Here is a 15,191-nt window from a genome sequence, read left to right on the forward strand (position 1 = left end):
AAAAAGGCCACCCAATGGGTGGCCAAACATGTCGAGATAGTGTTATTTCGTACTAATATCTTAGCGCTTCAGCACCGCTTTTACCGCGTCGCCGATGTCCGCCAGGCTGCGAACGGTTTTCACGCCCGCCGCTTCCAGCGCAGCAAACTTCTCGTCCGCCGTGCCCTTGCCGCCTGCGATGATGGCGCCCGCGTGGCCCATACGCTTGCCTTTCGGCGCGGTCACGCCGGCGATGTAACCCACGACCGGTTTGGTGACGTGTTCTTTGATGTAAGCTGCCGCTTCTTCTTCAGCGCTGCCGCCGATCTCACCGATCATCACGATCGCTTCGGTCTGCGGATCCTGCTGGAACATCTTCAGGATATCGATGAAGTTGGAGCCCGGGATCGGGTCTCCGCCGATGCCCACGCAGGTGGACTGGCCCAGACCAGCATCGGTGGTTTGTTTCACCGCTTCATAGGTCAGGGTACCCGAGCGTGAAACGATGCCCACTTTGCCCGGCAGGTGGATGTGGCCAGGCATGATGCCGATTTTGCACTCGCCCGGGGTGATTACGCCAGGGCAGTTCGGCCCGATCATGCGCACGCCGGCTTCGTCCAGTTTCACTTTCACGGTCAGCATGTCCAGGGTCGGGATGCCTTCGGTGATGGTGATGATCAGTTTGATGCCGGCATCGATCGCTTCCAGAATGGAGTCTTTGCAGAACGGCGCTGGAACGTAGATGACGGAGGCCGTCGCGCCGGTCGCTTCAACCGCTTCACGCACGGTGTTGAACACCGGCAGACCCAGGTGCTGAGTGCCGCCTTTGCCCGGGGTGACGCCGCCAACCATTTTGGTGCCGTAAGCGATAGCTTGTTCGGAGTGGAAAGTCCCCTGGCTACCGGTGAAGCCCTGGCAAATTACTTTGGTGTTTTTATCGATTAAGATGGACATTATTTACCCTCCACTGCTGCAACAACTTGCTGAGCCGCATCAGTCAGGCTGGTCGCAGCAATGATATTCAGGCCGCTGTCCGCCAGTTTCTTGGCGCCCAGTTCGGCATTGTTCCCTTCCAGGCGCACCACGACCGGGACGTTAACGCCCACTTCAGCCACTGCGCCGATGATGCCGTCAGCGATCAGATCGCAACGTACGATACCACCGAAGATGTTAACCAGAACCGCTTTCACCTTGTCGTCGGACAGGATGATTTTGAACGCTTCGGTCACGCGCTCTTTGGTCGCGCCGCCGCCAACGTCCAGGAAGTTGGCCGGTTCGCCGCCGTGCAGTTTAACGATGTCCATGGTGCCCATCGCCAGACCGGCGCCGTTCACCATGCAGCCGATGTTGCCGTCGAGGGCAACGTAGTTCAGCTCCCACTGAGCCGCACGGGATTCACGCTCGTCTTCCTGCGAAGGGTCACGCATTTCACGCAGTTCAGGCTGACGGAACAGGGCGTTGCCGTCGGCGCCCAGTTTGCCGTCCAGGCACACCAGATCGCCCTGCTTGGTGATCACCAGCGGGTTGATCTCAACCATCGCCAGGTCGCGCTCCAGGAACAGCGTCGCCAGACCCATGAAGATCTTGGCGAACTGGCTGACTTGCTTGCCGGTCAGGCCCAGTTTGAAGGCCAGCTCACGGCCCTGATAAGGCTGTGGACCCGCCAGCGGATCGATGGTCATTTTGTGGATCAGTTCCGGGGTTTCTTCCGCCACTTTCTCGATTTCCACGCCGCCTTCGGTAGACGCCATGAATACGATGCGACGGGTCGCGCGGTCTACAACGGCGCCCAGGTACAGCTCTTTATCGATGTCGGTCGCCGCTTCTACCAGGATCTGGTTAACCGGCTGGCCCAGCGCGTCAGTCTGGTAAGTCACCAGACGTTTGCCCAACCAGGCTTCCGCGAAGGCACGGATATCTTCTTTGCTGTTGACGACTTTAACGCCGCCCGCTTTACCGCGGCCGCCAGCATGAACCTGACATTTCACCACCCACGGGCCGGAGCCGATTTTGGATGCGGCTTCTTCTGCTTCACGCGGAGTGGTACAGGCGTAACCGGTTGGTGCCGGCATGCCATACCGAGCAAACAGCTGTTTTGCCTGATATTCGTGTAAATTCATGATGTTCTATCCATTCAGTTCTGAAGGTTTTTAGCCGGACCATTATTACGCGGTAAACCGCATGGTTTTCCGGCCACATAGCACAGAGTGCGGGCGCGGCATGCCGCGCCCGGCAAGGGTTACTAGACGTCCAGCAGCAGACGAGCCGGATCTTCCAGCATCTCTTTGACCGTCACCAGATAACCGACGGATTCTTTACCGTCGATCAGGCGGTGGTCATAAGACAGCGCCAGATACATCATCGGCTGGATCACCACCTGACCATTGACCGCCATTGGGCGATCTTTGATGGCGTGCATGCCCAGGATGGCGCTCTGCGGCGGGTTGATGATCGGGGTGGACATCAGGGAGCCGAATACGCCGCCGTTGGTAATGGTGAAGTTACCGCCGGTCAGCTCTTCCACGGTCAGTTTGCCGTCGCGGCCCTTAACGGCCAGCTCTTTGATTTTCTTCTCGATGTCAGCCATGCTCATGGCGTCCACATCGCGCAGTACCGGCGTCACCAGGCCGCGCGGAGTAGAAACCGCGATGCTGATGTCGAAGTAGTTGTGGTAAACCACGTCGGAACCGTCGATCGACGCGTTCACTTCCGGGAAACGCTTCAGCGCTTCAACCACCGCCTTGATGTAGAAGGACATGAAGCCCAGACGCACGCCGTGGCGTTTCTCGAAGGCTTCGCCGTACTGCTTGCGCAGATCCATGATCGGCTGCATGTTGATTTCGTTGAAGGTGGTCAACATCGCGGTGCTGTTTTTCGCTTCCAGCAGACGCTCGGCGACGCGTTTGCGCAGGCGGGTCATCGGCACGCGTTTTTCGCTGCGGCCGGCCAGAGCAGGCTGCGGCGCGGCTTCAGCGGCGGCTGGTTTGGCAGCGGCGCCGCCTTTGGCCAGGTGCGCTTCCACGTCTTCACGCGTAATGCGGCCACCCACGCCGGTGCCTTTGATGGCGCCGGCATCGAGATCGTGTTCAGCAATCAGGCGACGAATCGCCGGGCTGAGCGCGTCATTGCTTTCTTCTTCCAGGCTCGCGGTCGCGCGCTGTGCAGGCGTGGCTTCTTTCTCCTGGCTCTTCTCAGCGGTCGGCTTGCCGGAGCTGTCGCCCGGACGGATGCGGCCGAGCAGCTGGCGAGACAGTACGGTCGCGCCCTCTTCTTCCACGATAGCATCGAGAATACCCGCTTCACTGGCCGGCACTTCCAACACCACTTTGTCGGTTTCGATTTCAACCAGGACTTCGTCACGCTGAACGCTGTCGCCCGGTTTCTTGTGCCAGGTGGCTACGGTCGCATCGGCAACCGATTCAGGAAGGTCAGGAACCAGAATATCTACGCTACTCATTTAGCTTTCCCTTAAGTTTTTTATCATCTGCTTGCCGGCCCCTCGGCCGGCAAGCGAGCGAACATTAGTCAATATTCAGCGCATCATTCACCAGAGCCTGCTGCTGCTTCTGGTGTACGGACATATAACCCACCGCCGGAGAGGCGGAGGCCGGACGTCCTGCGTAACGTAAAGAAGCCCCGAACGGCACCACTTCACGGAAGTTGTGTTGGCTGCAGTACCAGGCGCCCTGGTTCAGCGGCTCTTCCTGACACCAGACGAAGTCATGCACGTGCGAGTATTGCTCCAGCACGGCCTGCACGGCCTGATGCGGGAACGGATACAGCTGCTCGATGCGCACGATGGCCACGTCTTTCTGCTCGTTCTTGCGACGCTGTTCCAGCAGGTCGTAGTAAACCTTACCGGAGCACAGCACGACGCGCTTGACCGCTTTCGGATCCAAATCGTCGATCTCGCCGATCGCCGGCAGGAAGGTGCCATTGGCCAGCTCGTCCAGCGAAGAGACCGCCAGCGGGTGACGCAGCAGCGACTTCGGCGACATCACCACCAGCGGACGACGCATACCGCGCAGCGCCTGACGACGCAGCATGTGGTAAACCTGCGCCGGCGTGGACGGGACGCACACCTGCATGTTCTGCTCAGCGCACAGCTGCAGATAACGTTCCAGACGCGCGGAGGAGTGCTCTGGGCCCTGGCCTTCATAGCCGTGCGGCAGCAGCATCACCAGGCCGCACATACGGCCCCATTTTTGCTCGCCGGAGCTGATGAACTGGTCGATAACAACCTGCGCGCCGTTGGCGAAGTCGCCGAACTGCGCTTCCCAGATGGTCAGCGTGCGAGGTTCCGCCGTGGCGTAGCCGTATTCGAACGCCAGCACCGCCTCTTCAGACAGCACGGAGTCCCAGACCTTGAATTCGCCCTGGCCGCTGTGGATATTCGCCAGCGGAACATAGACCGAACCGTTTTTCTGGTTGTGCACCACCGCGTGACGGTGGAAGAAGGTGCCGCGGCCGGCGTCTTCGCCGGAGATGCGGATTGGAATGCCTTCATCCGCCATGGTGGCGTAGGCCAGCGTTTCGGCGGCGCCCCAGTCGAACGGCTTGTTGCCCGCCGCCATCTCGGCACGGTCAGCGTAGATTTTCGCCACGCGTGACTGCATTTCGATCGCTTCCGGCACGGTGCTGATGCGGCGGCCCAGTTCCTGCAGACGCTTCATCTCAACCTTGCTCGGGTACTCTTCGTCCCACTCGTGGTTCAGGTACGGCGACCAGGTGAAGGAGTGCAGATTCATCGGACGCCATTCTTCAACCACACAATCGCCGCGGTCGAGCGCATCACGATACAGGTTGACCATTTCCGTGGCATCTTCCAGGCTGGCCACTTTCTGTTCGGTCAGAATGTCAGCGTAGATTTTGCGCGGCGTAGGATGTTTCTTGATCTTCTGATACATCACCGGCTGGGTGGCGCTCGGCTCATCGGCCTCGTTGTGCCCATGGCGACGGTAGCAGACCAGATCGATCATCACGTCACGCTTAAAGGTGTTACGGAAATCCAACGCCAGGCGAGTGACGAAGGCCACGGCTTCCGGATCGTCCGCGTTAACGTGGAAGATCGGCGCCTGAACCATTTTGGCGATGTCGGTGCAATATTCGGTAGAGCGCGCATCCAGCGGGTTGGAGGTGGTGAAGCCAACCTGGTTGTTGATGACGATGCGCACGGTGCCGCCCACTTCGTAGCCGCGAGCCTGAGACATGTTCAGGGTTTCCTGAACCACGCCCTGGCCGGTAATGGCGGCGTCGCCGTGGATGGTGATCGGCAGCACCATGTTGCTGCGCGCTTCGTCCAGACGATCGCGACGGGCGCGAACCGACCCCATGACCACCGGGCTGACGATCTCCAGGTGCGACGGGTTGAACGCCAGCGCCAGGTGAACCATGCCGCCTTCGGTTTCCACGTCGGAGGAGAAGCCCTGGTGATATTTCACGTCACCGGTGCCGAGGTGTTCTTTATGCTTGCCGGCGAATTCGTCGAACAGGTCGGCCGGCTTTTTGCCCAGCACGTTGATCAGCACGTTCAGACGGCCGCGGTGGGCCATGCCCAACACCACTTCACGCGTGCCGTTCTTGCCGGCGTGGCGCACCATCTCTTTCAGCATCGGCACCAGCGCGTCGCCGCCTTCCAGCGAGAAGCGTTTGGCGCCCGGGAATTTGGCGCCCAGGTAGCGTTCCAGGCCTTCCGCAGCGGTCAGCTCGTTCAGGAAACGGCGTTTTTCGTCGGCGGTAAAGCTGGCGCGCCCCACTACCGACTCGATGCGCTGCTGGATCCAGCGTTTCTCTTCGGTGTTGGTGATGTGCATGTATTCAGCGCCGATCGAACCGCAGTAGGTCTGCTTCAGCGCGGCGTACAGATCGCCCAGCTTCATGGTTTCTTTGCCGATGGCGAAAGAGCCCACGTTGAAGGTTTCCTGGAAATCGGCTTCGGTCAGGTTGTGGTAAGCGGGCTCAAGGTCAGGAACTTGCTCACGCTGCCACAGGCCGAGCGGATCGAGGTTGGCATGCTGATGTCCGCGGAAGCGGAAGGCGTTGATCAGCTGCAGTACCTTGACCTGTTTGGCATCGGTTGCCGGATCGGTGATGGTGGTGTTGTAGCGCGCGGAGTCTTTCGCCAGGCGGCGGAAGTAGTCGCGCGTTTGAGAGTGGAGCTGATCGGGTTTGACACCCGCGGTTGGTAGCTGTTGAAAAATGGAACGCCAGCTATCTTCAACGGAACCCGGATCGGTTAAGAAATCTTCATAGAGCTGCTCTATGTAAGACTGGTTCGCGCCCGCCAGATAGGAGGAATCCAGCCAGGCCTTCATTGCGCCGTTCTGCATCATGATCCCTTAAGCTTTGAAGCTTTAGTTTTCGCCGTGGTTAACATAATTACCGTGATGAATACGGTTTGCCGTAAAACGGTTCACTCGACGTACTTGCGGCCATGACGGCCCGATACGTTCTGTTATGGACCTTGCGGTCCCTTACAAGGAACCTCTAAAAACCGGCGGAAGAGCCAGGCTGCATAGCGCCGCAGCCGCGGGTCAGTTTTTAGAGGTTCCCTCCCCTATGGGATGTGCGCCGGAAAAGAGCCCGGCGCAGCATCTCATTCCGTTTATGCGCCGCGTTGCAGCAGCATGGACTTGATATGCCCGATCGCACGCGTCGGGTTCAAGCCTTTAGGACATACACTGACACAATTCATAATGCTATGGCAGCGGAAAACACTAAAAGCATCGTCCAGATCATCTAAACGTTCTTGCGTTTCCGTGTCACGGCTGTCGATCAGGAAGCGATACGCCGCCAACAGACCGGCAGGCCCGATGAACTTGTCCGGGTTCCACCAGAACGATGGGCAAGAAGTCGAGCAGCAGGCGCACAGGATGCACTCGTACAGACCGTCCAGCTTGGCGCGCTGTTCCGGCGACTGCAGGTGCTCACGCGCCGGCGGATTCTTGCCGTCGTTCAGCAGGTATGGCTTGATCTTTTCATACTGGGTGTAGAACTGCCCCATATCCACCACCAGATCGCGCACCACCGGCAGCCCCGGCAGCGGACGGATCACGATCTTGCCGTTGCCTTTGCGCAGCGACGAAACCGGAGTGATGCACGCCAGGCCGTTTTTACCGTTCATGTTCAGGCCGTCGGAACCGCACACGCCTTCGCGGCATGAGCGACGGAACGACAGAGTCGGATCTTTTTCTTTCAGCTGGATCAACGCATCCAGCAGCATCATGTCACGGCCTTCTTCCGCTTCCAGGGTGTAGTCCTGCATGTGCGGCGCGTCGTCGACATCCGGATTGTAGCGATAAATGGAAAATTCGAGTTTCATCTGTCGATCTCCGCAATTAGTAAGAACGCACTTTCGGCGGGAATGCCGGGCGCAGCTTCGGTTGCATGTTCACTTCACGACGCGTCATGCTTTCCGATTGCGGCAGATACAGCGAATGGCACAGCCAGTTGGCGTCATCGCGTTCCGGGTAGTCGAAGCGGCTGTGTGCGCCACGGCTCTCGGTACGGAAGTTGGCCGACACGGCGGTGGAATACGCGGTCTCCATCAGGTTATCCAACTCCAGGCACTCGATGCGCTGGGTGTTGAACTCGCTGGAGGTATCGTCCAGGCGTGCGTTCTTCAGACGTTCACGGATCACTTTCAGTTCTTCCAGGCCCTTGGCCATCGCATCGCCTTCGCGGAATACCGAGAAGTTGTGCTGCATGCAAGACTGCAGCGCTTTGCGAATTTCGACCGGGTCTTCGCCGGAACGGGTATTGTTCCAACGGTTCAGACGATCAAGCGAAGCTTCCACGTCGGAGTCGCTGGCGTCACGGCTCACGCCCTGCTCTTCCAACGATTCCTGCAGGTGCATGCCGGCGGAACGGCCGAACACCACCAGGTCCAGCAGCGAGTTGCCGCCCAGACGGTTGGCGCCGTGCACCGATACGCAGGCGATTTCGCCCACGGCGAACAGCCCCGGGATCACCACGTCTTCGCCTTTCTCGTTTACGGTCAACGCCTGGCCGGTCACCTTGGTCGGAATGCCGCCCATCATATAGTGACAGGTTGGGATAACCGGGATCGGCTCTTTCACCGGATCGACGTGCGCGAAGGTGCGGGACAGCTCCAGAATGCCCGGCAGACGGGATTCCAGCACCTCTTTGCCCAGGTGATCCAGCTTCAGCTTGGCGTGCGGGCCCCAAGGACCGTCGCAGCCGCGGCCTTCGCGGATTTCGATCATGATCGAACGGGCAACCACGTCGCGCCCCGCCAGATCTTTGGCGTTCGGCGCATAACGCTCCATGAAGCGCTCGCCGTGTTTGTTCAGCAGGTAACCGCCTTCGCCGCGGCAGCCTTCGGTCACCAGCACGCCCGCGCCGGCGATGCCGGTCGGGTGGAACTGCCACATTTCCATGTCCTGCACCGGCACGCCGGCGCGCAGCGCCATGCCGACACCGTCGCCGGTGTTGATGTGGGCGTTGGTGGTGGACTGGTAAATACGGCCTGCGCCGCCGGTCGCCAGCACGGTGGCCTTGGCTTTGAAGTAAACCACTTCACCGGTTTCGATGCAGATAGCCGTGGTGCCGACCACCGCGCCGTCCTGGTTTTTCACCAGATCGAGCGCATACCACTCAGAGAAAATGGTGGTGTGGTTTTTCAGGTTCTGTTGGTACAGGGTGTGCAGCAGCGCGTGGCCGGTACGGTCGGCTGCGGCTGCGGTACGCGCCGCCTGCTCGCCGCCGAAGTTCAGCGACTGGCCGCCGAACGGGCGCTGATAGATGCGGCCGTCGTCCAGGCGAGAGAACGGCAGACCCATGTGTTCCAGTTCCAGAATCGCTTCCGGGCCGGTTTTACACATATATTCGATGGCGTCTTGGTCACCGATATAGTCGGAACCTTTCACCGTGTCGTACATATGCCATTCCCAATTGTCCTCGTGGCTGTTGCCGAGCGCGACGGTGATGCCGCCCTGGGCGGACACGGTATGGGAACGGGTCGGGAAAACTTTGGACAGCAGGGCACAGGTCGAGCCCGCTTGGGAAATTTGCAGCGCGGCACGCATGCCCGCACCGCCGGCGCCGATTACGACGGCATCAAACTCTCTGACTGGCAGTTTCATTTAAGCACCCCACACTACGATTGTTCCGTACAGTAAATAGACCAGCAACGCGACCACGACAGCCAGCTGCAACACCAGGCGAACCGCCAGCGGCTTGACATAGTCCGTCAGCACCTGCCACAGCCCGATCCAGGCGTGAACCAGAATCGACAGCAAGGTCAGCAGAGTGAACACTTTCGTAATGGAAGTGGCGAAGAAACCGCGCCAGATGTCATAAGTGAGTTCCGGAGCCGTGACGAAAAAGCCCAGGATATACAGGACGTACAGGGTGATGATGATAGCGGAAGCACGCAGCAGCAGCCAATCGTGCACGCCGTTGCGCCCTAATGCAGAAACGTTGTTTACCATACGAGGACTCCAGCCAGAACTGACAGCACGACGGTCAGACCGATCGCCACCTGGGCGGAACGGGTGCCGGCGGCCAAACTCTCTTCGATGTAGCCAAAATCCATTAACAAGTGACGGATGCCACCGCAAATGTGATAGGCCAGCGCCGTGAGGATGCCCCAGAATATGAATTTGACGATGAAGCTATTCATGATGGCGGCCGCCTGCAGGAACCCCTCTTGGGAAGAGAGTGACAGGCCCAGCAGCCAGAGGAGGATACCCACGGCAACGAAGGTAATTACGCCAGAGACTCGGTGTAAGATAGACGCTATCGCAGTTACGGGGAACCGGATCGTTTGCAGATCCAAGTTGACAGGTCGTTGTTTTTTCACGTATTTGCCCACACAGCTCTTATTATTTTCCTTCCTCCGGGCCTGGGCGGGGATCAGACAGCGTTAAGAGCCTAAAACCCTTACACGTCACGCGCTCAAACATCAACATCCTCTGTGCTCAAACGGCGCGCATTTATAACGCTGGGTGCTCCTACTTCAGGGTAATCCGGAGACCTGGCGGCAGTATAGGAGGATCACATTCTGATTACAATTCTCATACAACCGCTTTGATAACATTTCCCCCGAACAGTGATTCAGATCACGGATTTCACAATTAGTGCAAAATTAATTATCTGATTTGACAAGAGATCAACATTTCCATTACATATAGGGGCACAAACGGTCCTATGATGCGCTACGGGTCAGCAGATACACTTCCCCCCGGGTTCGAGTTATGCAACAGTGTATTTGGCGAACCTATCCCAATAGCCGTTGTTTCCCGCTCGATTTTGCCGGCGTCAAAAAGCAAATAAAGCAAATAAAAACAGTTTATTGGGATAGGTTCACATCTCTTCGAACAGCTCATAGGTAAGATTAACAGACTATAACGAATTACTCTGAATCGTTAACAACTGGTCACCCGTCTCGTTCGCCTGGTCAGCACTCTGTACCCTACCCGCGCACAGTTGCGCAGTCGCTCACAGAGTTAGCGTCCGCACCATTTTTTGCGGGCAACCTGCAGAGATTTAAGGTATTTCAGTTGTTAGTGGTTTTTAAAATAAGGCGCTAAGGAGACAGTAAATGACTGATAAGAAAGCGACGCTAACCATTAACGACAGCGAAGCTCCGATCGAACTGGGCGTATTGACACCGACACTGGGCCCTGATGTCCTCGATGTCCGCGCTCTGGGTTCCAAAGGTTATTTCACATTTGATCCCGGCTTTACCTCCACCGCTTCTTGCGAATCCAAGATTACCTTCATCGACGGCGACAAAGGCGTGCTGCTGCACCGCGGCTTCCCTATCGAACAGCTGGCGAAAGAATCTTCCTACCTGGAAGTGTGCTACATCCTGCTGTACGGCGAGACCCCGACGCCGGAAGAGTTCGAGACCTTCAAAACGACCGTTACCCGTCACACCATGATCCACGACCAGATCACCCATCTGTTCCGTGGCTTCCGTCGCGACTCGCACCCGATGGCGGTGCTGTGCGGCGTGACCGGCGCGCTGGCGGCGTTCTACCACGATGCGCTGGACGTCAACAACGAGCGTCACCGTGAAATCACCGCGTTCCGTCTGCTGTCCAAAATGCCGACCGTAGCCGCGATGTGCTACAAATACTCCCTGGGCCAGCCGTTCGTTTATCCGCGCAACGATCTGTCCTATGCCGGCAACTTCCTGCACATGATGTTCGCCACCCCGTGCGAAGAGTACGTGGTGAACCCGGTATTGGAACGCGCCATGGATCGCATCCTGATCCTGCACGCCGACCATGAGCAGAACGCCTCTACCTCGACCGTGCGCACCGCCGGCTCTTCCGGCGCCAACCCGTTCGCCTGCATCGCGGCCGGCATCGCCTCCCTGTGGGGGCCGGCGCACGGCGGCGCCAACGAAGCGGCGCTGAAAATGCTGGAAGAGATCAAGACCGTCGATCACATTCCGGAATTCATCAAGCGCGCCAAGGACAAGAACGACTCCTTCCGCCTGATGGGCTTCGGCCACCGCGTGTACAAGAACTACGATCCGCGCGCCACCGTGATGCGCGAGACCTGTCACGAAGTGCTGAAAGAGCTGAACAAGAAGGACGACAACCTGCTGCAGGTGGCGATGGAGCTGGAGCACATCGCGCTGAACGACCCGTACTTCATCGAGAAGAAACTGTACCCGAACGTCGACTTCTACTCCGGCATCATCCTGAAGGCGATGGGCATTCCTTCTTCCATGTTCACCGTGATCTTCGCCATCGCGCGCACCATCGGCTGGATCGCGCACTGGAACGAAATGCACGACGAAGGCATCAAAATTGCCCGTCCGCGTCAGCTGTACACCGGCTATGCCGAGCGTGATTTCAAATCCCAGCTGAAAACCAAGTAAGCCGCTTCCCCGGCTGAAACCGCACAGCGCCGCCCCTTCGGGCGGCGTTTTTTTTGCTTATTTCTGGCAGCCCGGGCACCAATAAAACGGCCGCGACGACAGGTCGGTGCGCACAATCATCGCGCCGCAGCGCTCACAGGGCTCGCCGCTGCGATGAAACACCTTGAAGCGAAACAGCGCGCCGTGATGGCGGTTCTCATCCGCCTGCCCACGCGTCTGATAGGAAAGACGCGGCACCGCCAGCAGCGCCTCCGCCAGACGCCAAAGCGCTTCCGGCGCCAGATCCTGCGGTTTGTGCTGCGGCGCCAGTTCGGCCTGCCACAGAATTTCGGCGCGCAGATAATTGCCCAATCCGGCGAGAAACGCCTGGTCGAGCAGCATGCCGCCCAGCTGCCTGCGGCGAAAACGCGGCGTCAGCAAACGCTCCTGCACCTCATCCACCGTCAACGTCATGTCCAGCACGTCGGGGCCGATGCGTTGCAGGAACGGGTGCTGTTCTATCTCCTCGCGCGGCCCGACGGTGATGTCGGACGCGCTGTAGAGCAATATTGCGCTGCGAGCGGTTTCCAGGCGCACCCGCAGATCGCGCTTGGTCTCCGGCGTCTCTCCCGCCGCCGCCACTTTCCATACGCCGTACAGCTGGTTATGGCTGTACATCGTCAGCCCATTGGAAAAGTGGGTCAACAGCGCCTTGCCGCGCGGCTCGATGGCGACGATGCGCTCGCCGAGCAAATGCTGGCGGTAGTGCTTCAACTGGGGAAAAGCGAAATCGACGGCGGTCAGCGGCTGATCGATCACCGCCGCCGCCAGTTTGTCCGCCGCCCGGCGGATCTCCGGTCCTTCCGGCATAGACCACTCCTTGCGTAGAACCGGCGCAGCCCGATGCGCCGGGGATTCTCTTGATTAATGCGTCGCGCCGCCCACCACTTTCAGATCGTGTTCCACCTGCAAAGCGATGGAAACGGCCAGCTCCAGCGCAAACAGCACCGTCGAAGCCGCCATGCTCGGCGCGCCGGGGTGCGCCGCCGCCTGCTCAGGCAGATACGGGATATGGATAAAACCGCCCTTCACCTCGCGCTGGCCGCTCAAACGGTGCAGCAGCCCATACATCACATGGTTGCACACGTAGGTGCCGGCAGTCTGCGAAACGGCGGCCGGAATGCCGGCCTCGCGCATCGAACTCACCATCGCTTTGATCGGCAAAGTGCTGAAATAGGCAGCCGGACCGCCGGCGACGATCGGCTCATCCACCGGCTGCTGCCCCTGATTGTCGGGAATACGCGCATCGTCGACGTTGATCGCCACCCGTTCAATCGTGATGTCGGTGCGGCCGCCGGCCTGGCCGATAGCCAGCACCATCACCGGCTGCACCTCGTCGATCGCCGCATTGAGCGCCTCCAGCGCGGCCCCGAACACGCACGGCAACTGGCGCGCCACGATACGCGTGCCCACCAGTTCCATATCGTTGAGCTGCTTCACCACTTCCCAGGAGGGATTGAGGCGCTCGCCGCCAAACGGCTCGAAGCCGGTAATCAATACTTTTTGCATCCTTACTCCTACAGGAACATCAGGAAATACAGCAGGAACACGTTAACCAACAGCAGCAGCACGCCGGTCGGCACCTGCGCTTTGATCACCGCATTCTTGTCCGGCAACTCCAGCAGCGCCGCCGGCACAATGTTGAAGTTCGCCGCCATCGGCGTCATCAGGGTGCCGCAATAGCCGGAGAACATGCCGATCGCCGCCATCACCGCCGGGTTGCCGCCGTGCTGCAACACCAGGATCGGAATGCCGATGCCGGCGGTAACGATCGGGAAAGCGGCGAAGGCGTTGCCCATCACCATGGTCAGCACCGCCATACCGATAGCGTAGACCGCCACGGCGATAAAGCGGTTATCGACCGCCAGATATTCCTGGGTCAAATGCGAGATCGCAGTGCCAACGCCGGCGACGGTAAACAGCAGCCCCAGCGTGGCGAGGATCTGCGGCAGAATGAACGCCCAGCCGATCGAATCCAGCAGGCGCCGCGCTTCCTGTATCGGCTGCAGCGCCTTCTCATGGGTCATTGTCACCGCGATCGCCAACCCGATCAGGCAGCCGACGGTCATCGAGAACAGGGTGATCAGCGTCGCGTGGTTACCGCTGCCGAATACCGCGTTTTGCAACGCCGGCACGTTGTTGAACAGCAGCACGCCGACCACCGTCACCACCGGGATCGCCAGCGCGGGAATGAACAGCTTGTTGCCCAGGCGCTTGGCGCTCGCCTCGCGCTCCTGCGGCGTCCGCTGGTGATAGCTGCCGAGGCGCACGCCGCCGAAGCCGGCAATCAGGGCCATCACCACCACCACCACGCCAACGATGATATGCAGCATGCGTTTTTCGTTGCTGCCCTCGCCCAGTACATCGCCCAGCAGGCGATAAGTCCAGTCGCCGACCAGGAATACCAGGCCGTACAGCCCCCAAAACAGCCCGGTGGTGATGCGGCGCGGGTTGGCGCGATCGCGCAAGGACATCACCGCCACAATCAGCAGCACCGCGCCGGCCAGCCAGTAAAGGTATTGTTGCTGGAAGTTCATCGCGCCTCCCCCTTCGCCTGCAGCGCCGCCTGATTCAGCTGCGCCAGCTCGGCGCTCAGCTGTTTATCCATCCGATACAACCGGAACGCGTGGATCAGGAAAGCGAAAATGGCGGTCGGAATGCCCCACAGCGCGATATGCAGCGGCTCGGTCTGAATGCCGCCGGACTCCAGCATAAAGTTATGCATGAAGATGATCGCACCGAAGGCCACGAAGATATCCTCGCCGAAGAACAGCCCGACGTTGTCGGTAGCGGCCGACATGGCGCGCAGGCGGTGGCGGGTACGCTCCGGCAGCTCGCCGTAGCGGTTTTCCGTCGCCCCTTCCGCCATCGGCGCCAGCAGCGGCCGCACCATCTGCGGATGCCCGCCCAGGCTGGTCAGCCCCATCGCCGCGGTGATCTCGCGCACGAACAGGTACACGATCAGCAAACGGCCGGCGGTGGCGCTTTTGATCTTGGCGATCCACGCCTGCGCCCGCTCTTTAAGCCCGTGACGTTCCAGCAGGCCGATCACCGCCAGCGGCAGCAGCAGGATCAGCGGCAGGTTTCGGGTATTGAGAAAGCCCTCGCCGAGCTTTTCCAGAATGACGTCCAGCGGCATCAGCGCCGCCAGACCGGTAATGATGCCGGCGGCGATCACCACCAGCACCGGATTGAAACGCAATACAAACCCGACCACGATCGCGGCGATGCCGATCAGTGGCCAGAGATTCACGGCCTGTTCCATAGTCTTCCCTCGATATTTTCTAATAATTTTTTGTTTGTGATGTTGTGTCTT

At 59.4% G+C, this 15,191-nt stretch carries 13 protein-coding genes; 1 reads left to right on the forward strand and 12 read right to left on the reverse strand.

The features are described 5' to 3' along the window. Window positions 1–60: 60 nt before the first annotated feature. The 8 genes from sucD to sdhC form a co-directional block, all read right to left on the reverse strand. Complete coding sequence (gene sucD, locus H7A77_RS09780) at window positions 61–933, reverse strand: succinate--CoA ligase subunit alpha (protein ID WP_004939878.1); 873 nt, start codon at window positions 931–933, stop codon at window positions 61–63. Beyond that, window positions 933–2,099 (reverse strand): ADP-forming succinate--CoA ligase subunit beta, encoded by a 1,167-nt coding sequence (gene sucC / locus H7A77_RS09785; RefSeq protein WP_015376978.1) that lies wholly within the window; start codon window positions 2,097–2,099, stop codon window positions 933–935. The genes sucD and sucC overlap by 1 nt, the downstream gene beginning before the upstream one ends. Before the next feature lie 122 nt (window positions 2,100–2,221). Further along, entirely contained in the window at window positions 2,222–3,436 is a 1,215-nt protein-coding gene (gene odhB / locus H7A77_RS09790; protein WP_033642197.1) for a 2-oxoglutarate dehydrogenase complex dihydrolipoyllysine-residue succinyltransferase, read from the reverse strand. 64 nt (window positions 3,437–3,500) lie between these two features. Beyond that, window positions 3,501–6,308 (reverse strand): 2-oxoglutarate dehydrogenase E1 component, encoded by a 2,808-nt coding sequence (gene sucA / locus H7A77_RS09795; protein WP_033644215.1) that lies wholly within the window; start codon window positions 6,306–6,308, stop codon window positions 3,501–3,503. 275 nt (window positions 6,309–6,583) lie between these two features. Continuing rightward, a complete protein-coding gene (locus H7A77_RS09800; RefSeq protein ID WP_015376975.1) occupies window positions 6,584–7,300 on the reverse strand; it encodes a succinate dehydrogenase iron-sulfur subunit in 717 nt (238 codons plus the stop codon). A gap of 16 nt (window positions 7,301–7,316) precedes the next feature. Further along, window positions 7,317–9,083 (reverse strand): succinate dehydrogenase flavoprotein subunit, encoded by a 1,767-nt coding sequence (sdhA, locus tag H7A77_RS09805; protein WP_015376974.1) that lies wholly within the window; start codon window positions 9,081–9,083, stop codon window positions 7,317–7,319. Next, window positions 9,084–9,431, reverse strand: coding sequence for a succinate dehydrogenase membrane anchor subunit (gene sdhD, locus H7A77_RS09810; protein WP_004939891.1), 348 nt, complete (start codon window positions 9,429–9,431; stop codon window positions 9,084–9,086). Then, entirely contained in the window at window positions 9,425–9,814 is a 390-nt protein-coding gene (sdhC, locus tag H7A77_RS09815; protein ID WP_004939893.1) for a succinate dehydrogenase cytochrome b556 subunit, read from the reverse strand. Before sdhC ends, sdhD begins: the two co-directional genes overlap by 7 nt. A 729-nt stretch (window positions 9,815–10,543) precedes the next feature. Here sdhC and H7A77_RS09820 point away from each other — a divergent pair. Next, a complete protein-coding gene (locus H7A77_RS09820) occupies window positions 10,544–11,836 on the forward strand; it encodes a citrate synthase (RefSeq protein ID WP_033642196.1) in 1,293 nt (430 codons plus the stop codon). 57 nt (window positions 11,837–11,893) lie between these two features. Here H7A77_RS09820 and nei read toward each other — a convergent pair whose 3' ends face one another. The 4 genes from nei to H7A77_RS09840 are packed head-to-tail and all read right to left on the reverse strand — an operon-like array spanning window position 11,894 to window position 15,140. Then, complete coding sequence (gene nei, locus H7A77_RS09825) at window positions 11,894–12,685, reverse strand: endonuclease VIII (RefSeq protein ID WP_047025691.1); 792 nt, start codon at window positions 12,683–12,685, stop codon at window positions 11,894–11,896. 54 nt (window positions 12,686–12,739) lie between these two features. Continuing rightward, window positions 12,740–13,384, reverse strand: a complete 645-nt coding sequence (gene pcp / locus H7A77_RS09830; RefSeq protein WP_016928732.1) for a pyroglutamyl-peptidase I — start codon at window positions 13,382–13,384, stop codon at window positions 12,740–12,742. Window positions 13,385–13,392: 8 nt separating this feature from the next. Beyond that, complete coding sequence (locus H7A77_RS09835; protein WP_108680285.1) at window positions 13,393–14,412, reverse strand: DUF979 domain-containing protein; 1,020 nt, start codon at window positions 14,410–14,412, stop codon at window positions 13,393–13,395. Continuing rightward, window positions 14,409–15,140: a DUF969 domain-containing protein gene (locus H7A77_RS09840; RefSeq protein WP_016928734.1), complete on the reverse strand. Its 732-nt coding sequence runs from the start codon at window positions 15,138–15,140 to the stop codon at window positions 14,409–14,411. Before H7A77_RS09840 ends, H7A77_RS09835 begins: the two co-directional genes overlap by 4 nt. Window positions 15,141–15,191 lie beyond the last annotated feature (51 nt).

It is taken from the genome of Serratia sp. ME47 (genome assembly GCF_903970925.1).
GTDB classification, from domain to species: Bacteria; Pseudomonadota; Gammaproteobacteria; order Enterobacterales; family Enterobacteriaceae; genus Serratia; species Serratia ureilytica.